The 21,726-nt window shown below is 63.8% G+C and carries 22 protein-coding genes; 7 read left to right on the top strand and 15 right to left on the bottom strand.

Annotation, left to right across the window (positions count from 1 at the left end):
• Nucleotides 1-77 precede the first annotated feature (77 nt).
• The 4 genes from RUGAMON1_RS04305 to RUGAMON1_RS04290 form a co-directional block, all read right to left on the bottom strand.
• Nucleotides 78-2,768, bottom strand: a complete 2,691-nt coding sequence (locus RUGAMON1_RS04305; protein WP_445229341.1) for a DNA topoisomerase III — start codon at nucleotides 2,766-2,768, stop codon at nucleotides 78-80.
• A gap of 268 nt (nucleotides 2,769-3,036) precedes the next feature.
• Nucleotides 3,037-3,501 carry a Smg family protein gene (locus tag RUGAMON1_RS04300; protein WP_332854478.1) on the bottom strand — a complete coding sequence of 155 codons (465 nt, stop codon included), beginning with the start codon at nucleotides 3,499-3,501 and terminating at the stop codon, nucleotides 3,037-3,039.
• A gap of 66 nt (nucleotides 3,502-3,567) precedes the next feature.
• Nucleotides 3,568-4,701 (bottom strand): DNA-processing protein DprA, encoded by a 1,134-nt coding sequence (gene dprA / locus RUGAMON1_RS04295; RefSeq protein ID WP_445229340.1) that lies wholly within the window; start codon nucleotides 4,699-4,701, stop codon nucleotides 3,568-3,570.
• An 8-nt stretch (nucleotides 4,702-4,709) separates the two neighbouring features.
• The gene (locus RUGAMON1_RS04290; RefSeq protein WP_445229339.1) at nucleotides 4,710-5,819 is read right to left on the bottom strand and encodes a LysM peptidoglycan-binding domain-containing protein; all 1,110 of its coding nucleotides are present in this window, start codon (nucleotides 5,817-5,819) and stop codon (nucleotides 4,710-4,712) included.
• Between the two features lie 256 nt (nucleotides 5,820-6,075).
• Here RUGAMON1_RS04290 and def point away from each other — a divergent pair, with 256 nt between their 5' ends.
• Both def and fmt read left to right on the top strand, forming a co-directional pair.
• A complete protein-coding gene (def, locus tag RUGAMON1_RS04285; protein WP_116992290.1) occupies nucleotides 6,076-6,618 on the top strand; it encodes a peptide deformylase in 543 nt (180 codons plus the stop codon).
• A gap of 18 nt (nucleotides 6,619-6,636) precedes the next feature.
• Nucleotides 6,637-7,593 (top strand): methionyl-tRNA formyltransferase, encoded by a 957-nt coding sequence (gene fmt / locus RUGAMON1_RS04280; protein WP_445229338.1) that lies wholly within the window; start codon nucleotides 6,637-6,639, stop codon nucleotides 7,591-7,593.
• A 4-nt stretch (nucleotides 7,594-7,597) separates the two neighbouring features.
• Here the strand turns inward: fmt and RUGAMON1_RS04275 are convergent, their stop codons facing one another.
• Complete coding sequence (locus RUGAMON1_RS04275) at nucleotides 7,598-8,542, bottom strand: LysR substrate-binding domain-containing protein (protein ID WP_445229337.1); 945 nt, start codon at nucleotides 8,540-8,542, stop codon at nucleotides 7,598-7,600.
• A 105-nt stretch (nucleotides 8,543-8,647) separates the two neighbouring features.
• Between RUGAMON1_RS04275 and RUGAMON1_RS04270 the strand changes: the two genes are divergently transcribed.
• Both RUGAMON1_RS04270 and RUGAMON1_RS04265 read left to right on the top strand, forming a co-directional pair.
• Nucleotides 8,648-9,475, top strand: a complete 828-nt coding sequence (locus RUGAMON1_RS04270; RefSeq protein WP_445229336.1) for a CmcJ/NvfI family oxidoreductase — start codon at nucleotides 8,648-8,650, stop codon at nucleotides 9,473-9,475.
• 2 nt (nucleotides 9,476-9,477) lie between these two features.
• The gene (locus tag RUGAMON1_RS04265; RefSeq protein ID WP_445229335.1) at nucleotides 9,478-10,086 is read left to right on the top strand and encodes a 2-hydroxychromene-2-carboxylate isomerase; all 609 of its coding nucleotides are present in this window, start codon (nucleotides 9,478-9,480) and stop codon (nucleotides 10,084-10,086) included.
• Here the strand turns inward: RUGAMON1_RS04265 and RUGAMON1_RS04260 are convergent.
• Nucleotides 10,049-10,429, bottom strand: a complete 381-nt coding sequence (locus tag RUGAMON1_RS04260; protein WP_445229334.1) for a MerR family transcriptional regulator — start codon at nucleotides 10,427-10,429, stop codon at nucleotides 10,049-10,051. The two genes, RUGAMON1_RS04265 and RUGAMON1_RS04260, sit on opposite strands and share 38 nt — an antisense overlap.
• Nucleotides 10,430-10,531: 102 nt before the next feature.
• On the opposite strand from RUGAMON1_RS04260, the gene RUGAMON1_RS04255 reads away from it, so the two are divergent.
• Nucleotides 10,532-11,170 carry an NAD(P)H-dependent oxidoreductase gene (locus RUGAMON1_RS04255; protein WP_445229333.1) on the top strand — a complete coding sequence of 213 codons (639 nt, stop codon included), beginning with the start codon at nucleotides 10,532-10,534 and terminating at the stop codon, nucleotides 11,168-11,170.
• Here the strand turns inward: RUGAMON1_RS04255 and RUGAMON1_RS04250 are convergent.
• The 3 genes from RUGAMON1_RS04250 to RUGAMON1_RS04240 are packed head-to-tail and all read right to left on the bottom strand — an operon-like array spanning nucleotide 11,167 to nucleotide 13,250.
• Complete coding sequence (locus RUGAMON1_RS04250; protein ID WP_445229332.1) at nucleotides 11,167-12,090, bottom strand: DUF2145 domain-containing protein; 924 nt, start codon at nucleotides 12,088-12,090, stop codon at nucleotides 11,167-11,169. The two genes, RUGAMON1_RS04255 and RUGAMON1_RS04250, sit on opposite strands and share 4 nt — an antisense overlap.
• Nucleotides 12,087-12,545 carry a hypothetical protein gene (locus RUGAMON1_RS04245; RefSeq protein ID WP_445229331.1) on the bottom strand — a complete coding sequence of 153 codons (459 nt, stop codon included), beginning with the start codon at nucleotides 12,543-12,545 and terminating at the stop codon, nucleotides 12,087-12,089. Before RUGAMON1_RS04245 ends, RUGAMON1_RS04250 begins: the two co-directional genes overlap by 4 nt.
• 42 nt (nucleotides 12,546-12,587) lie before the next feature.
• On the bottom strand, nucleotides 12,588-13,250 hold the full coding sequence (locus RUGAMON1_RS04240) for a DUF3313 domain-containing protein (protein ID WP_445229330.1): 663 nt from the start codon (nucleotides 13,248-13,250) through the stop codon (nucleotides 12,588-12,590).
• A gap of 143 nt (nucleotides 13,251-13,393) precedes the next feature.
• On the opposite strand from RUGAMON1_RS04240, the gene RUGAMON1_RS04235 reads away from it, so the two are divergent.
• Complete coding sequence (locus RUGAMON1_RS04235) at nucleotides 13,394-14,011, top strand: TetR/AcrR family transcriptional regulator C-terminal domain-containing protein (RefSeq protein WP_445229329.1); 618 nt, start codon at nucleotides 13,394-13,396, stop codon at nucleotides 14,009-14,011.
• Nucleotides 14,012-14,020: 9 nt separating this feature from the next.
• Here RUGAMON1_RS04235 and RUGAMON1_RS04230 read toward each other — a convergent pair whose 3' ends face one another.
• The 3 genes from RUGAMON1_RS04230 to RUGAMON1_RS04220 all read right to left on the bottom strand — a co-directional run bounded on the left by RUGAMON1_RS04230 (nucleotide 14,021) and on the right by RUGAMON1_RS04220 (nucleotide 15,407).
• On the bottom strand, nucleotides 14,021-14,218 hold the full coding sequence (locus RUGAMON1_RS04230; RefSeq protein WP_445229328.1) for a BrnA antitoxin family protein: 198 nt from the start codon (nucleotides 14,216-14,218) through the stop codon (nucleotides 14,021-14,023).
• Entirely contained in the window at nucleotides 14,202-14,474 is a 273-nt protein-coding gene (locus tag RUGAMON1_RS04225) for a BrnT family toxin (protein ID WP_445229327.1), read from the bottom strand. The genes RUGAMON1_RS04230 and RUGAMON1_RS04225 overlap by 17 nt, the downstream gene beginning before the upstream one ends.
• Nucleotides 14,475-14,573: 99 nt before the next feature.
• The gene (locus RUGAMON1_RS04220; RefSeq protein ID WP_445229326.1) at nucleotides 14,574-15,407 is read right to left on the bottom strand and encodes a glycosyltransferase; all 834 of its coding nucleotides are present in this window, start codon (nucleotides 15,405-15,407) and stop codon (nucleotides 14,574-14,576) included.
• 241 nt (nucleotides 15,408-15,648) lie between these two features.
• Between RUGAMON1_RS04220 and metH the strand changes: the two genes are divergently transcribed.
• Nucleotides 15,649-19,422 carry a methionine synthase gene (gene metH / locus RUGAMON1_RS04215; protein WP_445229876.1) on the top strand — a complete coding sequence of 1,258 codons (3,774 nt, stop codon included), beginning with the start codon at nucleotides 15,649-15,651 and terminating at the stop codon, nucleotides 19,420-19,422.
• On the opposite strand, the gene RUGAMON1_RS04210 is transcribed toward metH, so the two are convergent.
• The 3 genes from RUGAMON1_RS04210 to RUGAMON1_RS04200 all read right to left on the bottom strand — a co-directional run bounded on the left by RUGAMON1_RS04210 (nucleotide 19,371) and on the right by RUGAMON1_RS04200 (nucleotide 21,724).
• Nucleotides 19,371-20,045 carry a hypothetical protein gene (locus RUGAMON1_RS04210; protein ID WP_445229325.1) on the bottom strand — a complete coding sequence of 225 codons (675 nt, stop codon included), beginning with the start codon at nucleotides 20,043-20,045 and terminating at the stop codon, nucleotides 19,371-19,373. The genes metH and RUGAMON1_RS04210 overlap by 52 nt on opposite strands.
• Nucleotides 20,046-20,187: 142 nt before the next feature.
• Nucleotides 20,188-20,400 (bottom strand): DUF6434 domain-containing protein, encoded by a 213-nt coding sequence (locus RUGAMON1_RS04205; protein WP_445229324.1) that lies wholly within the window; start codon nucleotides 20,398-20,400, stop codon nucleotides 20,188-20,190.
• Nucleotides 20,401-20,410: 10 nt separating this feature from the next.
• Nucleotides 20,411-21,724, bottom strand: a complete 1,314-nt coding sequence (locus RUGAMON1_RS04200; RefSeq protein WP_445229323.1) for an ABC transporter permease — start codon at nucleotides 21,722-21,724, stop codon at nucleotides 20,411-20,413.
• Nucleotides 21,725-21,726 lie beyond the last annotated feature (2 nt).

The raw sequence follows: 21,726 nt of genomic DNA, 5'->3' as shown, positions 1-21,726 counted from the left end.
GTGTCCGAATGTCAGACTTGACCCCAGCATGAAAAACGGGACCATCGAGGTCCCGTTTTTGTTGGCGCTGCCGACGATTACTCGGCGGTCGCGGCGGCCTTTTTAGGGGCTGCTTTTTTGGCTGGCGCTTTCTTGGCCGCCGGCTTTTTGGCTGCTGCCGCCTTGGCCGGAGCCTTGGCTGCCGCAGCCTTCTTGGCCGGAGCTTTTTTCGCCGGCGCCACGTCTTCCGCCGCACCGTCCGCGCCCTCGTCCGCTACCTTGGCCGCTTTGCCTTTGGCCGGAGCCTTGGCCTTGCGCTCTTCGAACTCGAAGCTGATCTTGCCGTCCTTGCCCTTGGTCAGGAAGGCCTTGAACGGACGACGGGTGCGCTGCGAAACAAAGCCCGGCAGCAAATCGGTCTTGCCGTCGTTGAGCAGCTTGGCCATCTGCTCAGGCAAAATCTCCTGTTGCAGGATGATGCGGCCGCTGCGGAAGTCGCAAGTCTTCGGCTTGGCGACGCTGTTTTCGCACACATACGCCAGACCCATCTCGTACACGCCGCCGGCGCACTTCGGGCACGGGCCCAAGGCGGTCTGGCCGGTGAAGTCGACCGGCTCGGCATCTTCCGAATCGTCGTTCTGGCCGAAGTCGAACTCCAGCTTGAAGTTCTTGATCTCTTCGTCGCGCACGATGCGCAGGATGGCCGCGAACGGACGTCCCATCTTCGAGCGGAAACCTTGCAGCGGGCCGATGGTGCGGTCCTTCAGCAACTGCTCCACTTCCTCGATCTCGAACTGGCGGCTGCCCGGCGTTTTGCTCATCGAGAATTCGCACTTGGTGCAGGCGAAGCGGCGGTAGTTTTCCTTGACCACGCTGCCGCAGTTCGGGCACGGCGTGTGCAGGGTGTGGTAATCACCCGGGATCGTATCGTTGTCGTATTCCTTGGCGCGCTTGACGATGATCTGCGTCATCTGGGCGATTTCACGCATGAACTCCTCACGCGAGATCTTGCCCTTCTCCATTTGCGACAGCTTGTATTCCCATTCGCCGGTCAGTTCCGGCGCGGTCAGTTCGTTCACGCCCAGGCCGCGCAGCAGCGTCATCAGCTGGAACGCTTTCGCGGTCGGCATCAGTTCGCGGCCTTCGCGCAGCAGGTAGCGCTCGGTCAGCAGACCCTCGATGGTGGCGGCGCGCGTCGCTGGCGTGCCCAGGCCCTTGCCGGCCATCGCATCGCGCAGTTCGTCGTCCTCGACCAGCTTGCCGGCGCCCTCCATGGCCGACAGCAACGTCGCCTCGGTGTAGCGCGCAGGCGGCTTGGTGACCAGGCCGTTGGCGTTGACCGTGTCGGTCAGCACCTTCTCGCCCTTGGCGACCGGTACCAGGTTGCCGTTGGCGTTGCCGTCCTTGTCGTCGTCGGTCGACGCTTCCTTGCCGTAGATCGCCAGCCAGCCCGGATTGGTCATGACCTTACCTTCAGTCTTGAACTGATGGCCGGACACTTCGGTGTAGCGGGTGGTGACCTGGAACTCGGCAGGCGGGAAGAACACGGCCATGAAGCGGCGCGTGACCAGGTCGTACAGCTTCTGTTCCGGCTCGGACAGGTTCTTCGGCGCGATGGTGGTCGGAATGATCGCGAAGTGATCCGAGATCTTGGTGTTGTCGAAGATGCGCTTGTTTGGCTTGACCCACTTCTTGTCCAGGATCTGCTTGGCGAACTGGTGGTAGTTCGGGTTTTCCTTGACCACTTCCAGCGCCTGCATCACGGTCGGAATGTAATCTTCCGGCAGGTGGCGCGAATCGGTACGCGGGTAGGTCAGCACTTTGTGCTTTTCGTACAGCGCCTGCGCCAGGCCCAGCGTGTTCTTGGCCGAGAAGCCGAAGCGCGAGTTGGCTTCGCGCTGCAGACTGGTCAGGTCGAACAGCGCGGGCGCCATCGACGTGGTCGGCTTCGATTCCTCGGTGACGGCGCCCTGCTTGCCGCGCACGGCCAGCGCGATGGAGTCGGCCGCGGCCTTGCTCCACAGGCGCTCGGCGCGTTTCTCAGGGTCGGTCTCGTCCTTCTTGAACTTGGTGTCCAGCCAGCGGCCTTCGTAGACGCCGGCCGCGCAAACGAACTCGGCGCGCACTTCCCAGAAGTCGCGCGAAACGAATTTCTTGATCTTTTCTTCCCGCTCGACCACGATCGACAGCGTCGGCGTCTGCACGCGGCCCACGGTGGTCAGGTAGAAACCGCCCTCTTTCGAGTTGAACGCGGTCATCGCGCGGGTGCCGTTGATGCCGATCAGCCAGTCGGCCTCCGAGCGGCAACGGGCGGCGTCGGCCAGCGGCATCATGTCTTCATCGGTGCGCAACTGGGTGAAGCCTTCGCGGATCGCGCCGGGCGTCATCGATTGCAGCCACAGGCGCTTGACCGGTTGCTTGGCCTTGGCGTTCTGCGCGATCAAACGGAAAATCAACTCGCCTTCGCGGCCCGCGTCACATGCGTTGATGAGGGTGGTGACGTCTTTGCGCTTGATCAGCTTGTTGAGCACCTTGAGGCGCGCCTCGGTCTTGGCGATCGGGTTCAGCGCGAAGTACGGCGGGATCATCGGCAGGTGGGCGAAGCTCCATTTGCCGCGTTTGACATCGTGTTCTTCCGGTACGGCGATTTCCAGCAGGTGACCGACGGCGGAGGACAGCACGTACTCGTCGGATTCAAAGTACTCATCGTGCTTGGTAAAGCCGCCAAGCGTCTTCGCGATGTCGTTCGCGACAGAAGGCTTCTCGGCGATGATGAGGGTTTTGGTCATATTTTGTATCTCGTTTTTTAACACTTGGGATGGGTGCAGCATGCGCATCATACATGGATCGTGTCGCAGTCTGCACTTTTGCGATGCGGATGGCAAGGCCGAGGCGTCACAGTCTTGTCAAAGCGCCAATGATAAGCGCGTTGCCGGCCAGACTGCAAGCAAACCGCGCAGTACAGCGGCAATACGGCGTATTGCCTAGCCAAATCCTGGCAGAATGTTGCTTAATTCGTTACTTCAGGGGAACTGGAGGCCGCCGCGGCGGCCTATATTAGTGCAGCAGGCGGGGCGCCTGATCCTCGTCGGAACCGAACAGGTCGTCGAACATCAGCGCGTCCGGCTCCTTGCCTTGGCTCCAGAGCAACATCAGGACGATGACCTTGAGCTTGCCCAGCGACACGGGCGCCTCTTCCAGCGCCAGTGCGCGCTCGATGACGATTTCGCGCTGCAACGGCGACAGCACCTTGGCCGACTCCAGGAACTGAATGAAGCCGATCGCGGCCGGACCCAGCACATCCTGCTCTTCTTCCACGTAGAAACGGGTGCCGGTGGACGATGCGGTCAGCGTGTGCTCAACGCCGGCCATCGCGTTCAGGTCGGTCAGCCAGACCAGGGCCTCGGAAATCTCGACATCGTCAAAACCGACAGCCGACAGTTTCTTGGCCAATGCGGCCGGTTCCGGGCAGGCATCGGGACGATAATAAGTCTCGTAGAGATAAACAAGGATGTCGAACATGGCTCTACTCTATCAGTTAAAACAGATCGGACACAAGTGCCGGGCCAATCGCCTTTTCTTGCCCCATCATGCACGCAAACGCTGAAACATGCCACCTGGCAAACGCTCGACCAGGCCGGCCAGTTCCAGCGCCAACAACTGCCCCTGCAAGTCGGCGGCGGACTGGTTCAGCCGCAGCGCCAGCAGGTCGGCGCCGGCCGGATGCTCGCCCAGCGCCTCCAGCACGCGGTCGACGAAAGTATCGTCCAGCGACGGCCGCGCGCCGTGCGCGCCGGGCTCGAGCAGCTTGAGGTCGGTCAAGATGTCGGCCGCCGTCTCGACCAGCTTGGCGCCGCTCTCGCGTATCAGCGCATGGCAACCCTTGGCCAGCGTGGCGTGGATGGAACCGGGAATCGCGTACAACTCCTTGCCCTGGTCTATCGCCAACTTCGCCGTGATCAGGGAACCGGACTTGGCGGCCGCCTCCACCACCAGCACGCCGCGCGCCAGGCCGCTGATGACGCGGTTACGGCGCGGAAAGTTGTCACGCAACGGGGGCGTGCCCAGCGCGTATTCGCTGACGATGCAGCCCTCCTCGGCGATGCGGCGTGCCAGCGCGTTGTTGCGGGCCGGATAAATGCGGTCGGGGCCGGTGCCGATCACGGCGATGGTGCTGCCCGGCCCGTTCAGGCCGCCGGCGTGCGCGGCCGCGTCGATGCCCAGCGCCAGCCCGGAAACAATGGTCAGCCCGGCCTCGGACAGGGCCTGCGCCATGCGGTCGGCGTTCAGCATGCCCTGGGCGCTGGCGTTGCGCGCGCCCACCACCGCCAGCGACGGACGCCCCAGCAGTTCGGCCCGGCCCTTGAGATACAGCAGCAGCGGCGCGGCGGCGATGTTGCGCAGCGCCTCGGGATAGTCGGGATGGTCGTAGCTCAGCAGCCGGTTGCCGGGCTGCTGCTGCCAGGCCAGCGTGGCGTCGACCAGGGCCGCCAGCCGGTCCGGCGGCGCTTGCAGCAGCGCATCGGCCTGCCCGGGCTTGACCTCGTCCAGCAGGGCGGCGCGCCCGGCGCCGAAGATCGCCTCCGGCGTGACGAAACGCGCCAGCAGCCGGTGCGCGCTCCCCAGGCCGACGCCGTCCGTCATTTCCAGACGCAGCCAGCCCGCCAGCGCGGCGGCGCTGACGGGCTGGAACGTGGCGGCAGGGGTATCCGTGGCTTGCACGGCGCGGGTCACTCCGGCGACTTGGCGACGTCGCCCACTTCCACCGGCGCCGACACCTGCATGATCAAGCCGTAGGAAATATGCTTAAACACGCGGAAGATAAACAAGCTGCCCACTTCCTCATCCGGCAGCTTGACCTGCTGTTCGCGCATGCCCAGCCAGCTTTTTTCGGCCGTGGCGTCGCTGACAGTCTTCCCCGCATGGTACAGCTGCAGCACGGAGCCGATGTCGAGTCCATCAAGCTTTCCGCGATTAATGCTGACAACCTGGTTCTGCCCGGCGTGCGTGACGCCGCCGTAAATCGCCACCACCCGCGCGCCCACCTTCTGCTCGGGCGGATGCGGCACGTAGTTTTGCATCGGCATCGGCGGAATCGCGCGCAGCTGGTCGCCCTTGCCCATCTCCTCCTTGGCGCTGGCGACCAGGAAGGTGTGGACGTCGCTGCCGGCGCCGGGTTGCGCTTCGGTCTGCAATTTCAGCGTGCCGAGGTAGAACGCCTCGTAGCCGATGACGGCCTTGGTGATCGGATCTTTCAGCGGACTGCCGGGACGGAACACCTGGAATGAGCTGCCGCCCTTCAGGTCGCCACGGACATAGGCCTTGTCGTCCTTGCCGAGGAACACGTGGCCGTCCTGCGTGGCCACCACGCGCGGCGCGCCGGCCAGCTCGTCGTTTTCGATGATCAGCGGCTGGGTCAGGAAGGGTTCGATCACGCCGGCCGGGATCGACGTCACGGCATCCTTGCCCAGGCCCTCGGTGCGCAGCTGCGGCTGCAGGCGCAGGTCGGAGGCGCGGTTGCCGCCATCGTTGCTGGCGTCGATCCTGTTGCCCAGGCGCAGGCGGCCGGCGGCGCGGTCGAACCAGATGATCTGGCCCGGATAAATCCAGTGCGGATTGGCGATTTCCTCGCGGTTCATGCCCCAGACGGTAGGCCAGCACCAGGGGCGCTCAAGGAATTTACCGGAGATATCCCACAGCGTATCGCCCTTGACCACCAAGTGCTGGTCCGGCGCATCGGCGCGAAACTCGCATTTCAGTGGCTCGGCGGAAGCCGCCGTCAAGCCCGAAAAAAGAGCCGCTAATACTAAGCGGGTGCCGACTGTGCTAAAATTTTTCATTAGTAGATCCAGTAAATGCGCCATAAATTGCGCAGGCACACGATAGCAAGAAGCGCCCAATCAACGGAAAAGGCTTGCTAAATTGAATCAAATTCTGCCCATAAAACCCTGAACTAGCAAGAGAAACCGCGCAATCGCAACCCGCGCGGTTGTTGCATTTTTGATCGGGAAAATGACGGCGGCGACGCCCTCGACGCGGCGCGCGTTATCAAGGCATTCACTTAGTTTTCACTTAGTTATCAACACAGTACAGCATATGGCCATCTTAAATATTTTGCGTTACCCCGATCCGCGTCTGCATAAAGTCGCCACCCCAGTCACCGTCTTCGACGCCAAACTGGAACAACTGGTCGCCGACATGGCCGAGACCATGTACGAAGCGCCGGGCATCGGCCTGGCCGCGTCGCAGGTCGACGTGCACGAACAGCTGGTGGTGATCGACATCTCCGAAACCAAGGATGCGCTGGTCGCCTACATCAATCCGGAAATCATCTGGGCCAGCGAAGAGAAGCAGGTCTACGACGAAGGCTGCCTGTCGGTGCCGGGTATCTACGACGGCGTCGAACGCCACGCCCAGATCAAGGTGCGCGCGCTGGACGTCAAGGGCCAGCCTTTCGAAGTGGAAGCCGACGGCCTGCTGGCGGTCTGCATCCAGCACGAAATGGATCACCTGCTGGGCAAGGTCTTCGTCGAATACCTGTCGCCGCTGAAGCGCAACCGCATCAAGGCCAAGCTCGTCAAGGAAGAACGCGGCATGGCGCGCGAAGCCCAGCTGCGCGCCGCCGGCCGCCGTTTCTAAGCCACACAGGGATAGCGCATGAAAGTCATCTTCGCCGGCACGCCGGAATTCGCCGCAGTGGCGCTGCAAGCCTTGCACGAGGCGGGCTTCGAGATTCCGCTGGTGCTGACCCAGCCGGACCGCCCGGCCGGCCGCGGCATGCATCTGCAACCATCGGCCGTCAAGCAGTACGCGCTGGCGCAAGGCATCGAGGTGCTGCAGCCGCTGTCGCTGCGCACCGACAGCAAGGATCCGGTGCGCGCCGAGCAGGCGAAGGAAGCGCATGCGCGTTTGCTGTCCACGCCGTATGACGTGATGGTGGTGGCGGCCTATGGCCTGATCCTGCCGCGCGCCACGCTGGACATCAAGCCCTGCCTGAACATCCACGGCTCGCTGCTGCCGCGCTGGCGCGGCGCCGCGCCGATCCACCGCGCCATCGAGGCCGGCGACAGCGAGACCGGCATCACCATCATGGAGATGGAAGAAGGCCTGGACACCGGCCCGATGCTGCTGATCGAGCGCATCGCCATCGGCGAGCAGGACACCACCGGCATGGTGCACGACAAGCTGGCCGCGTTGGGCGGCAAGATGATAGTCGATGCGCTGCGCAAGATGCAGCACGGCCAACTGGAAGCCGTGCCGCAGCCGCAGGCGGGCGTTTGCTACGCCGCCAAGATCAGCAAGGAAGAAGCCGCGCTGGACTTCACGCAGTCGGCGCTGGAGATCAGCCGCAAGATCCGCGCCTTCAATCCCTTCCCCGGCGCGCATGGCGCGGTCAACGGCGTCAACGTCAAGCTGTGGGGCGCCGAAGTGCTGGAAGCCGACAGCAAGGCGCCGGCCGGCCAGGTGCTGGCGGCCGATGCGCAGCATGGCATCGTGGTTTCCTGCGGCAGCGGCTCGCTGCGCCTGACGGAACTGCAAAAGCCGGGCGGCAAGCGCCTGCCGGCGGCGGAGTTCATCAAAGGCTTCCCGCTCGAAGGCTTGAGCTTCGCCTGATGGCTTAGCCGGCGCGTGATTTGGCCTTGGCCTTGACCTTGGCCTTGCTGCGCGCCGCTTCCTCTCGTATCCAATCCCGCACCACGACCGCATCCGCGCTCAGCGCGCTGCGGGCGATCAGCCAGTAGGCATAATCGCTGGCCGTCGCCGGCAGCTTGCTGGCCGGCGCCAGCTTGCCCTGCTCCAGCAAGGGCCGCACCAATTCCAATCGGCCCAGCGCCACGCCCTGCCCCGCCAACGCCGCCTGCACCACCTGGTCGTACTGATTGAAGCGCAGCACGCCCTGCGGTTTTACGCGGCCCGCACCGGCTTCACGCAACCACGCCGGCCATTGCAGCCACGGGCGCGACACATCGTCAAACTCAAGCAGCACCTGCTTGCGCAGTTGCGCCGCATCCTCGATCACGGTCACCGCCAAGGCTGGATGCGCCACCGGCACCAACGCCTCGTCGAACAGGCGCAGCGCGCCTTCCGGCGCATCCTGCGGCCGGCAATAACGCAGCGACAAATCCACCTGCTCGCGCTCAAGGTCAACGAAACGGTTGCTGGCCGCCACGCGCACGTCGATCTGCGGCGCGGCCTGCTGGAAGGCATTCAAGCGAGGCAGTATCCACAAGGCGGTCACGCCGATACTGGCGCTGATGGTCACCGCCTGACGCGCATGGCCACGATCGGGCCGCAGGCTGGCGACCACTTCGCCCAATTGCTCCAGCATCGCATCGGCATGGCGGAACAGCCGCCGTCCCTCGGCCGTGAACTCGATGGAACGATGGCCGCGCACCAGCACGCGATAGCCCAACGTGGCCTCCAGCGCCTGTATCTGGCGGCTGAGCGCCGATTGCGTCACGCACATGTCCTGCGCGGCGAGCGTGATGCTCATGCGCCTGCCGACTGCGACCAGGCTGCGCAGCAAGTCCAGCGGGGGAAGATCCAAAAGACGATTAACCATTCCACGAATGTATCACGCATGCGAATTGGGAATGCGAAAGCGCCGGGAATATCGTTTGAGCGCGGCACGGCGATCGGATTCAATGGAGCTTTCAGGGAGGAAGCGATGACACACACAACCACCGCCACACTGGAGTACTTGCGGCCGACATCGGACCGGCCGTACACCTACATGTACCCTCCGCCGGACGGCCAGCCGTGGCAAAACGCCAGCTACGAGCGCGTGCCGGTGACGATACGCGACGCCCGCGCCGACACGCACCTGTCGCTCGATCGGGAAGGCTATCTGCTGCGCCACGCCCCCAGCGCCGTGCGCGATTTCACGGACAAGGAAGAAGTCGTGCGGCTCTACTACCCCGAGGTAGCCGAGCTGGCACTGGCGCTGACCGGCGCCAGCCAGGCCTTCGTGTTCGACCACCTGGTGCGCAAGCGCGCGCCCGGCTCACCGCAAGCCTTCGGTCGCATCGAAGGCCAGCGTCCCGGCGCGGCGGGCCGCGTGCATTGCGACTTCACGCCCGCATCGGCGCGGCGCCGGCTGGAGCTGGAGCTGAAGCGACAAGGCGACATCGCAGCCGTGCAGCGCTACAGCATCGTCAACCTGTGGCGCTCGATCCGCCACCCCGTGCTCGACGCACCGCTGGCCGTCTGCGACGCCCGCAGCGCCACACCCGCCGACCTGGTGGCCAGCGATATTTTTTATCCCGAGCGGAACGGCGAAATCTACCAGGCGGTGCACAATACGGATCACGCATGGTCGTACTTCCCGGCGATGACGCGCGACGAGGTACTGGTATTCAAGCAGTTCGATTCCGCACCCGGCCCGGTGGCCAGGTACACGCCGCACGCCGCCTTCGAACACGCCGACGCACCGGCCGATGCACCGCTACGCGAAAGCATAGAAATCCGCTGCCTGTTGATCTACAAGGGGAGATAAAAATGAAAATCGAATTCTGGTTCGACTTCGCCAGCAACTACAGCTACCTGAGCGTGATGCGCATCCGCCAGCTGGCGCCGGACGGCGTGGTGTGGCGGCCCTTCCTGCTCGGTCCCATCTTCAAGGACGCCGGCTGGAACAACTCGCCCTTCGTGCTGCAAAAGGACAAAGGCGCTTACGTGTGGCAGGACATGCCGCGCCAGTGCGCCAAGCACGGCCTGCCGTGGCGGCAGCCTTCCACCTTCCCGCGCAACTCGCTGCTGGCGGCGCGCATCGGCATCCTGTGCGAAGAGCAGCCGTGGATGACCGACTTCTGCGAACGCACCATGCTGGCCAACTTCGCAGAAGACCGCGACATCGGCAGCGAGCAATGCATGACGGAGATATTGTCCGCGCTGGGACAAGGCGCGCCAGCCATCCTGCACGCCGCGCAAGCGGATGAGAACAAGGCCAGGCTGCGCGAACGCACCGAGCAGGCCAAGGCCCGCCACATCTTCGGCGCCCCCACCTTCATGGTCGGCGACGCCATGTTCTGGGGGAACGACCGGCTCGACGACGCGCTGGCGATGGCGCTCAGTTCACCGCCAGGTTCTCGCAAAACGGCCGGCTGACACTCTCGTCGCGCAGGATGGCGCGCAGCGCCAGCAACTCACGATGTTGAGTCGCCAGCGCCTCCTGCTGTTCCTCGACTTCACGCAGGCGGGTTTCGGTGCGTTCCAAAATCTCAGTTTTCAGGCATTGGCCGTTTTCGCCAAACATCCCCCGGATGACGTCGAGCGAAAATCCCAGGCGCTTCGACACCTGGATCACGTGCAGCCGCTCCATTGCATAGCTGGAGTATTCGCGATAGCCAGCGGCGGTGCGTGAAATGGGCGCCAACAGGCCCTGCTCCTCATAAAACCGTATCGCCGATGGGGTCAACCCCGACTTCCGGGCCAATTCACCTATTTTCATTTTATGCCTTGACTCTCAAGTTGACTTGAAACTTATTATAGAGCGGTACTCCAGAGCTTGCTAACTGGGGGCGCATTCATGATTTCACACTGGAGTTCACAAATGACCGATGTAATTGACAAACTGAACTGGCGCTACGCCACCAAGAAGTTCGACACCGCCAAGAAGGTGTCCGACGAAAAACTGGAACGCATCCTGGAAGCGATCCGCCTGGCGCCGACCTCCAGCGGCCTGCAGCCGTTTGAAGTCTTCGTCGTCACCAACCCGGACGTCCGCGCCAAGATCCAGGCCGTGGGCTGGAACCAGGGGCAGATCAGCGAGAGCTCCCACCTGCTGGTGTTCGCGGCGTGGGACGACATCACCGCCGACCGCGTCAACATGATGTTCGACCTGACCAACGAGCAGCGCGGCTTCATCAACGAAGGCTGGGAAGCCTATCGCAAGCAGTTGCTGGGCATCGTCGCCGCGCGCGGCCAGCAGGGCAATTTCGACTCGGCCGCGCGCCAGGCGTACATCGCGCTGGGCGTGGCCATGGTGGCCGCCGCGTTTGAAGGCGTCGACGCCACGCCGATGGAAGGCTTCGATCCGGCCGCCGTCGACCAGATCCTGTCGCTGAAAGAGCGCAAGCTGCGCAGCGTGGTGATGCTGCCGATCGGCTATCGCCAGCCGGAAGGCGACTGGCTGGTCAACCTCAAGAAGGTGCGCCGTTCGCGTCCCAACTTCATTACCGAAGTCGCTTAATCGCGCAGCGACACCACACGGTCGCCCTCGCCCGGCTTGCAGCCAGCGGCGATGGGCGTCCAGCCACGATGGATGACGATACGCTCATCGTCGTGGCATAGCTCGACGCGCTCGCTGGCCGGGTAACGCTGATGCACGAACGTCTCCACCGTGGACGGCAGGCTGATACGCAGCTGCATGGCCGAGCGGTCCTCGTCCGGATGGTCGTCCAGATGCAGCAGCGGCACGAAGTGCGACGCCAGCATCAGCAAGCGCGAACCCACCTGCACCGGTTGCGGCGTGTAGCGTTCATCGCGCAGCCAGGTTTGCGCGCGTGCGCGCAGGTCGTCGCCGTCGGGCAGGTCGCCCCAGCCGGCGGCCAGCATCTCCATCACCCATTGATTGCAATTCTGGTAGCGCACGCTGAACGCGTAGGCGCTGGCGCTGTACTGGGACGCCAGCAGATGCTGCACGCGCGGCCCGTCGAGCAGCGCCGGGCGCAACGCGGCGATCGCCTCCACCGGCAGGCGCACCACGGAAACATAGCCCAGCGCCGGATCGTCGGTGCCGAGCGCGAAACCGGCCAGGCCCTGGTCGAAGATGCGGGGACGACTTTCATCGCAGGCATAGTACAGCTGGCGCGCGGACCAGGCGCCGGTCTCCGAACGCCAGGCCAGCGCCGCATGCGAGTAGCGGATATCGAAGCGCGACAAGTCCAGGCCAGAGCGGCTGACCAGCGCGACGCCATCGCCGGCACCGGCCAGTTCCTCGCGCAGCACGGCGGCAAAGCGCAGCAGGCGGTCTTGCTCGGCGGCGGACAGCGGCTCACCGCGATCGCAAAAGCGCGAAGATCCGGACGAGCCGGCGGCCTGCGCCGCCCCCGCCGCACCGAGCGCCGCGCAGGTCAACGCGACCAGCGCCAGCGCGCGGGCTGGCTTCAAAGGCTGACCGGACGCGAGGCCAGCTCGCCGTACCACTCGTCGGCCAGCACCAGGTAGAACGGCTGATGCGTATCGCCGCGGCCGAACTCGATGCCGTACACGCGGTTCTGCGCATACATCGCATCGCCGACGGCCAGCTGCTGCTTGTCGAAGGTGGTCTGCGGCAGATCCAGCACGATGCGCTGTGCCGGGTCGTTGGCCTGCATGGTGATGCGGGTGCGGTCGGCGCGCTCCGGCGTGGCGGCGATCTGGATGATGCGGTACTCGCCGTCGGCGACCTTGCGCTTGTCGCCGCTCGAGCTGTTGCTCGAACCGTTGAGCGAATCGGAAATGCTGCCGCTGGATGCGGAACCGGCACTCGACGCCGACGAGGCGAAACTTTCGGCGTTGGCATGCAACGCCAGGCCCAGCGCGCCGGCGGCGGCGATGAGGCGGAATGGCAGGGAAATAGGCATCGGATATCCTCGGTTTTTTTCAAACAGCAAGTATAGAGGTTTTCAATTGAACGCGGCCAGCAACTCGTCCGCGCCCTTCTCTATGCCGGCCTTGGACGCGTCCATCGGCCCCAGGCTGGCCGAGATATTCATCGGACTGGGATACTGTTTGGCGACATAGGCGCTCACCAGCAGGTTGGTGCTGGCGTCGTACAGCTCCACCGCATAGCTCACCGATCCGGTGAACGTGCCCTCCTTGCCGCGTATGCTCTGCACGATGTTGTACGGGCCGCCGACCAGGTCGAAGCGCGTGACCGTGCTGAGGAAGCGCGTGCTCGACTTGGCGCCGGTCAGCGTCAGTTTCAGGCGCAGCGTTTTCCAGCCTGCGTCCCTGCTGATCCGCAGGCGGTTGCGCAGTTTTGACTCGAACTCGCCCTGCATGTAAGCGGCCAGCATGTCCTTCTGCTCATCGCTCACCTCCTCGAACTGGCTGTCCTGGCCGCGATAAACCAGCACCGGATCGATGATGATGCTCGAATAGTCGCGCAGCGTCACCGCTGTCGAATAGCTGTAGGGAACGCGCCCGGACTTGTCATCCACGTTCGGACGCAGCTGGGCTGCCGACGCCAGGCCGCCATAAGCGACCGGCTGGGTGCTGGCGCAACCGGCGATGGCGCCGCACAAGGCGAGCAGGATGGGAAACTGTAATTTGATCGAGGAGTGCATGGGATGGCCTTATTTGTGAGGGAGGAAGCAACCGTTCAAGATTTCCATAACTGAACACACTAGTACAGTATTGAGTGATTAGCCCCCACTGTCAAGCGTGTTTGCGCATAAAATGTACGACGGGGTTCAGATATGGAGTGGGAATGAAGGTACGTACCGAGGCGCGCCGCCAGGCCATCATTGAGGCGGCCGACGCGCTGTTTCAGGAAGCCGGCTACGACGGCGCGTCGATGAATGAGGTGGCGAAGCGCTGGGGAGGATCGAAGGTCACGCTGTACGGCTACTTCCCGTCCAAGGAAGCGCTGTTTGTCGCGGTCGTGCAATCGTGCGCCACCGGCCACCTGGCCGATGCGACGCGGGAATTGGCGACCGCGCCGATGGGCCGCGCCGGGCTGGAATCGGCGCTGGAGCATTTCGGCGTGCGGATGCTGGGGGTGCTGGCCAACGACAAGAGCGCGCTGGCGGTCTACCGCATGGTGGTGGCCGAGGCGGGCCGCTCCGATGTCGGCCAGCTGTTCTACGACGCCGGCCCGCGCACGTCGGTGGAGACGCTGGCGGCGGTGCTGTCGGCCGCCATGGAGCGCGGCGACATCCGCCAGGCCGATCCCAAGGTCACTGCGCAGCAGTTCCTGTCGCTGCTGACGGCGGAAGTGGATGTGCGCCTGTACCAGCGCGACCCGCCGCCGCTGTCGCCGCAAGAAATCCGGCAAGTGGTGAAACGCGCCACCGACATGTTCTTCGCCGGCGCGACGCCTAGATAGCATGCAGGCTTATGACTTGCCTATGTGGCTACGCAAAAGCAAATTAATCCGCTGTTGATAGTCTGGCCCCTTACTTTTGAACCACTCATAGATATCATGGTCTAAAAGTACCGTGTCTTTTTGCGTCAGCGGCGGCCGCATCTTGGCGTCCTTGCAGAACTCGTCATCAAGCTCGGGGATGTCGCTGAAATCAATAGCCTCGTTCATATCGTTTCTCCTCAGACGGCGACGACCTTCTGGCCGAAATAATTCGAACGGTGTCGTCGCCCCGCTCTGTAAAAACAACTGTCAGCATGAGAACCCCGCTAAGTCCAATGGCGACATAACGATCCTCATCCCGTGCAGTGTCAGGGGAAAAATAGGTCAACGTGGGATGCTCAAATATGGCAGATGCATCCTCGAAGCTGACTCCGTGTTTCCTGATGTTGCGCCGATTTTTACTTTCGTCCCATTCATAGAGCATATCCGCTCCATCACAGTATAGAACGCGCCACAGCAAGGCGCTCACCGAAGTGTGCGCGTAGCCACGGGGTGTTCACTTGCGATAGATCAGCGGTAAATCTTAGATGACCTGGGCTAGATCCGAGCAAATCCGCGACTCGCGCGGCAGCACCAGGCGGTCGTGGCGCACCTGCCGGTTCCAGTCGTGGTTGGCGCGTTCCTTATCGGCGCAGTAGTAGCTGCGGTCATGGTCCAGGTGCAGGCTCACCAGGGTATGCCGCGCCCGCACGCCGCGCACGCCGATGTGGTTCAGGCGCAGGCCCATGTTCAGGTCGCCTCCGCCGTAGGCCATCTGCTCGTCGAAGCCGCCTACGGCCAGCACATCGTCGCGCCAGGCGCAGCTGTTGGAGCCGCTGAAGGCATTGCGCTGCGTGAGCAGGTCCAGCGCGCGCGCCAGCCAGCGCCTGCGGGTGAGCCGGTTGGCGCTCTTGCAAAAGCCCGGTATCGCACTCAGGTAGCGGTAGTCGAACAAGCTCTGGTCGCGCACCGCCTCCAGCAGGTCGTGCCGCAGATGGAAGGCTTCCGGGATGCTGACATGGCTGCCGCCCGACAGGAAGATCCCACGCCGCATCAGCCGTATAAAATTGGCCACGTAATCGTCGCGCGGAATACAGTCGCCGTCGGTGAACAGCAGCAGGTCGCCGCTGGCGGCCAGGATGGCGCGGTTCAGGGCGCGGTACTTGCCGAAGCCGCGCTGCTCCTGGTTCTGGTACAGCAGCGGGATGGTCCAGCCGCGCCGCCGCACCGCCTCCAGCGCGGCGCCGATGGCGGGATCGCGCCCGTCCTGCGCGATGATGACTTGATCGGGCTTGCGGGTTTGCATGGCGTAGCCGGTCAGCACGTATTCGAGCTCGCGGCCTTTGCAGTGCGCGGAAATGATGACGGAGATTTTCATACCTTATTCTCACGACACCATGTTGCAGACGAATTGCGCACTGTAGCGTCAGCGTATCGTTGTGTTTCGTAAAGCTGCGTGATGAAAAAACGGGCAAATTTGGCAGATTGTTGCTGCGCCGCGGCAGTCTGCTGAAGCAAGTTCCGTGATGCCGTATAATTTTAGACCGCCAGCAACTTCCAGCGCGCTCGTCCACGACCACAGAAAGTAACAAATGAATAACAACGTGTCCCGCCCCGTCATGTCCAAGACCGATGCCCAATTGCGCGAGATCCTGGCGCGCCGCATCATGATCCTCGACGGCGCGATGGGCACCATCATCCAGCAGTACAAGCTGGATGAAACCGCATACCGCGGCGGCCCCAACGGCCGATTCATCGATTTCGCCGCCCCGGTCGATTCCGGCGCGCGCGAGCTGTTCGTCAAGGGTAACAACGAGCTGCTGACGCTGACCCAGCCGCACGTGATCCAGGAGATCCACGAGCGCTACCTGGCCGGCGGCGCCGACCTGATCGAAACCAACACCTTCGGCGCTACCACCATCGCCCAGGACGACTATCACATGGGCCACCTGGCCTACGAGATGAACGTGCAAGCGGCCAAGCTGGCGCGCGCCGCCTGCGACAAGTACAGCAGCGCCGACAAGCCGCGCTTCGTGGCTGGCGCGCTCGGGCCGACGCCCAAGACCGCGTCGATCTCGCCGGACGTCAACGACCCCGCCGCCCGCAACATCACCTTCGACCAGCTGGTCGACGCCTACCACCAGCAGACCAAGGGCCTGATCGAAGGCGGCGTCGACGTGCTGCTGGTCGAAACCATCTTCGACACGCTGAACTGCAAGGCCGCGCTGTTCGCCATCGACAAATTCTACGAAGAGAATCCGGGCGTGCCGCGCCTGCCCCTGATGATCTCCGGCACCGTGACCGACGCCTCGGGCCGCATCCTGTCCGGCCAAACCGTGCCTGCCTTCTGGAACTCGGTGCGCCACGCCAAGCCGCTGACCATCGGCCTCAATTGCGCGCTGGGCGCGGCGCTGATGCGCCCCTACGCCGAAGAGCTGTCGCAGATCGCCGACACCTTCGTCTGCATCTACCCGAACGCCGGCCTGCCCAACCCGATGAGCGACACCGGCTTCGACGAGCTGCCGGCCGACACCTCGGCGCTGCTGAAGGAGTTCGCCGAGGCGGGCTTCATCAACATCGCCGGCGGCTGCTGCGGCACCACGCCCGACCACATCCAGGCCATCGGCGAGATCCTCGCCAAGGTCAAGCCGCGCGCCGTGCCGCACGTGCCGGTGGCGCAGCGCCTGTCCGGCCTGGAGCCGTTCACCATCGACGACGACTCGCTGTTCGTCAACGTCGGCGAGCGCACCAACGTCACCGGCTCCAAGGCCTTCGCGCGCATGATCCTCAACGAGCAGTACGACGAGGCGCTCAGCGTGGCCCGCCAGCAGGTGGAAAACGGCGCCCAGGTCATCGACATCAACATGGACGAGGCGATGCTCGATTCGCTGGCGGCCATGACGCGCTTCCTGAACCTGATCGCCTCCGAACCGGACATCTCGCGCGTGCCCATCATGATCGACTCGTCGAAATGGTCGGTGATCGAAGCGGGCCTCAAATGCGTGCAGGGCAAGTCCATCGTCAACTCGATCTCGATGAAGGAAGGCGAGGAAGAATTCATCCGCCAGGCCAAGCTGTGCCGCAGCTACGGCGCCGCCGTCATCGTCATGGCCTTCGATGAAAAAGGCCAGGCCGACACCTTCGAACGCAAGATCGAAATTTGCGAGCGCGCCTACAAGCTGCTGGTGAACACCGTCGGCTTCCCGCCGGAAGACATCATCTTCGACCCGAACATCTTCGCCATCGCCACCGGCATCGAAGAGCACAACAACTACGCGGTGGACTTCATCAACGCCACCCGCTGGATCAAGGACAACCTGCCACACGCGAAGATCTCGGGCGGCGTCTCCAACGTCTCGTTCTCGTTCCGCGGCAACGACCCGGCGCGCGAGGCAATCCACACCGTGTTCCTGTACCACGCCATCAAGGCCGGCATGACCATGGGCATCGTCAACGCCGGCATGGTCGGCGTGTACGACGACCTGCCGGCCGAGCTGCGCGAGCGCGTCGAGGACGTGGTGCTGAACCGCCGCGACGACGCCACCGAGCGCATGATCGACATCGCCGGCACCCTGAAGGCCGGCGCCGGCAAGCAGGATGCGCAGAACCTGGAATGGCGCAACGCGCCGGTCGAGAAGCGCCTGGCGCACGCGCTGGTGCACGGCATCACCCAGTTCATCACCGACGACACCGAAGAGATGCGCCAGCAGGTGTTGGCCGCCAACGGCCGTCCGATCCACGTGATCGAAGGCCCGCTGATGGATGGCATGAACATCGTCGGCGACCTGTTCGGCCAGGGCAAGATGTTCCTGCCGCAGGTGGTCAAATCGGCACGCGTGATGAAGCAGGCCGTGGCCCACCTGATCCCGTACATCGAGGAAGAGAAGAAGGCCGAGGAAGCGCGCACCGGCATCGTCGCCAAACCGAAGGGCAAGATCGTCATCGCCACCGTCAAGGGCGACGTGCACGACATCGGCAAGAACATCGTCTCGGTGGTCCTGCAATGTAATAACTTCGAAGTGGTGAACATGGGCGTGATGGTGCCCTGCTCCGAGATCCTGGCGCGCGCCAAGCTGGAAAACGCCGACATCATCGGCCTGTCCGGCCTGATCACGCCGTCGCTGGAAGAGATGGCCCACGTGGCCAAGGAAATGCAGCGCGACGAGCACTTCCGCATGCTGAAGATCCCGCTGCTGATCGGCGGCGCCACCACCAGCCGCGCCCACACGGCCGTCAAGATCGCCCACAACTACGAGGGCCCGGTGGTGTACGTGCCGGACGCTTCGCGTTCGGTGTCGGTGGCGCAGTCGCTGCTGACGCCGGAAAGCCGCCAGCAATACATCGACGACATCGAGCAGGACTACGTACGCATCCGCGAGCAGCACGCCAACAAGAAGGCGCTGCCGATGCTGTCGCTGAAGGACGCGCGCGCCAACAAGATGGTGGTGCCGTTCACCGGGGCGGCCGCGCCGGTCAAGCCGAAGTTCATCGGCCGCCGCGAGTTCAAGAACGTCGACCTGGCCACCATCGCCAAGTACATCGACTGGGGTCCGTTCTTCCAGACCTGGGACCTGGCCGGTCCCTTCCCCGCCATCCTGACCGATGAAGTGGTCGGCGAAGCGGCGACCAAGGTGTATGCAGAAGGCCAGGCGCTGCTGAAGAAGCTGATCGACGGCCGCTGGCTGACCGCCAACGGCGTCATCTCGCTGCTGCCGGCCAACACGGTCAACGACGACGACATCGAGATCTACACCGACGATACCCGCAGCACCGTGGACTTCACCTACTACGGCCTGCGCCAGCAAGGCGTCAAGCCGGTGGTGGACGGCGTGCAGCGCCCGAACCAATGCCTGGCCGACTTCATCGCTCCGAAAGAGTCGGGCATCAAGGATTACATCGGCATGTTCGCCGTCACCGCCGGCCTGGGCATCGAGAAGTACGAGCAGCGCTTCGAAGATGCGCACGACGACTACTCGTCGATCATGCTGAAGTCACTGGCCGACCGCCTGGCCGAGGCCTTCGCCGAATACCTGCACGAGCGCGTGCGGACCGACCTGTGGGGCTATGCCACCGGCGAATCGCTGAGCAACGACGACATGATCGCCGAGAAGTATGTCGGCATCCGTCCGGCGCCGGGCTATCCGGCCTGCCCGGAGCACACCGTCAAGCGCGAGATGTTCAACACCATGCAGGCCGAAGATATCGGCATGGTGCTGACCGAATCGTTTGCGATGTATCCCGGCGCGGCGGTGTCGGGCTTCTACTTCGCGCACCCGGAATCGAAGTACTTCGTGGTCGGGAAAATCGGCGAGGACCAGTTGAACGATATGGCCGCGCGCCGTCAGGTGGACAAGGCCGACATGGAGCGCTGGCTGGCCCCTAACCTGTCCTGATTCGACGCGGCGCTGGCGCCGCTCGCCGCCGGCTGCGCCAACAGCGCGGAGTCCGGCGGCAGGCTGGCCTGGAACAGTTTGTAGGCCTCGGCAGTCAGCGCCACAAAGGCGTTCTGATGGGCCAGCAGCTGGCCCGTCATCCACTCCCAGCCCTCATCGGTTTCATACAGCCATACCATGCCGTCAGGGAAGGCATCGGGTATCGCGTCGATCGGCGCCTGCACGGCGATGCGGCTTTGCGGCCCCCAGAGGAAATCCGGCGGCGGTTCGCGCCGCCAGCCGTGGCCATTCTTTTCAGCGTAGATGTGATTGTGACGGAAGGTCAGGTCCACCACTTCGCGCTCGGCGATCAGATCGTCGGCCGATTCGATCCAGCAGTGGTAGGCGCCGCCGCTGGGATTGGCGAAGGCGTCATTGTCCATCATGCGCATCAGCTCGCCGCCGCCGCAATCGACAGCGGCCAGGCCCGCCACCGGCCGGAACACCCGGCCCAGCACGATGCTGATCAGGTTGGAGCCGACGATGGCGTACACATGGCACAGCGAACAATATTGTTCGGGATAATACTGGCGGACCACCTGATTGACGCAGTGCGCGATCAGGGCCCTGACGGATTGCGCCATTCAAAAGCTCACGGAAACGGTTTGTATCCTTATGTAACGGGTTGTTTTACAGAAACTTTAGGTCAATGTTCAGTTCGCTCTGATTTGAGCCACATGTAAGCACCGATTGCGTCCACAGCCGAATGCGGCACTCCATCGTGAGCTATCGCGCCACGCGACGGCGCGACCATTCATCCGCCACATCGCCCATGTTCTTCGCGGCTCCGCTGCGCACCCAGGCCATCAGTTCGCGGTCGAACTTGAAGTCCGGTCCGCACTGGTCGGCAAGAAAGCGCCGCACGTTTTGCGTGTTCCGGTAGTCGGAATCAATTGCGGTTGCCCGTGAAATTTCTCCACCATGCCAGTCGAATTTCATCGTCCAGACCTCACTTCTGATCGCGCAGGAATTTCCAACCTGCGAGTCCGCCGAACAACGCTGCAAAGCCCAGCTGCACCGCGATCGGCGCCAGCACGCCTTGCAGCCCCAGGCCGCGCCAGGTGACGGCGTCGAAGCCGTCGACCGCCCAGCGCGTCGGCACCACCAGCGTGAGCTGCTGCATCCATTCCGGGAAGATGAAGGACGGCACCCAGGCGCCGCCCAGCATCACCATGATCAGCGTGGCGAAGGTGGCGATGCCGCGCGCCGCTTCCGGCGTCTTGCCGAAGGCGGCGATCAGCAGGCCGAAGGCCGCCGTCATCAGCGCGAAGCTGGCCGCCATGCCAAGGAAGCCGCCCACGCTGCTGATCTGCACCTTGAAGATCAGCATGGCGCAAATAAACATCGCGCACATCAGGCCCAGGGCGATGATGGCGCCGGAAATGGCCCGCCCCATCAGCACCGTGGTCAGCGATACCGGCGCCGCCAGCAGGCGGTTCCAGATGCCCATGCGGCGCGCCAGCAAGATGCCGATGCCCATGTCGATGCCCATGAACAGGATGAACTGCACGCCCATGCCGGCAAACGAGTGCGCATAGCCGTTGTACCTGGGACCGCTGCTGAGCGCCTGATCCTGCGTGGTGTATGGCATGCTCATGCCAGCCGGCGCCTCGGCCGGCGCCGGCTTGCCGCTGGCCTTGGCGGCGGCTTCCTTCTCGGCGTCGGCGGCCACGCGCTGGTCCTGGTACTTCTTCAGGCTGGTGAGGAACTCGCTCAGCTGCGCCGTCTCGGGATCCTTGGCGGCCTTGTCGCGCAGCTCGGCCAGCTGTCGTTCCGTGGTCTTGTTGCCCTTGGGGCTCATGGCGGCGGCGCTGGTCACCTGCATCACCTGCTGCGTCAGCAAGCCCTTCACCATGGCCAGCATGGTCGATTGCGACGGGTCGTAGTAGACCGGCAACTCCGGCTTGTTCTGGCCGCTGAACAGCGCGTCGGCGGCACGCTCGCCGAAGCCGGCGGGGAGCACCACCGCCACCGACAGCTTGCCGGCGCGGACTTTGGCCTGCGCCTCGGCATCGCTCAGTTCGATGATCTTGAGCGAGCTGTCGGCGTGCAGGCCGGCGGCGATTTTCTTGCCGCTGTCGGACTGGTCGAGCAGCACCAGACCGACTTCGATCTTGCCGGTCTTGGCTTCCGAGCCGCCGCCGAACAGCGAACCGAAGAAGGCCGCCAGCACCACCGGCATCAGCAGGTGCAGCATCAGCGCGCGCTTGTCGTTGAGATAGAGGATCAGGTCCTTGCGGACCAGGGCGATCAAAGCAATCATGG

It is taken from the genome of Duganella rhizosphaerae, assembly GCF_040364205.1.
In the GTDB taxonomy this organism is placed as follows: domain Bacteria; phylum Pseudomonadota; class Gammaproteobacteria; order Burkholderiales; family Burkholderiaceae_D; genus Rugamonas; species Rugamonas rhizosphaerae.
The sequence above is the reverse complement of the archived record's forward strand: the minus strand, read 5'-3'. Positions and strand labels throughout refer to the sequence as shown.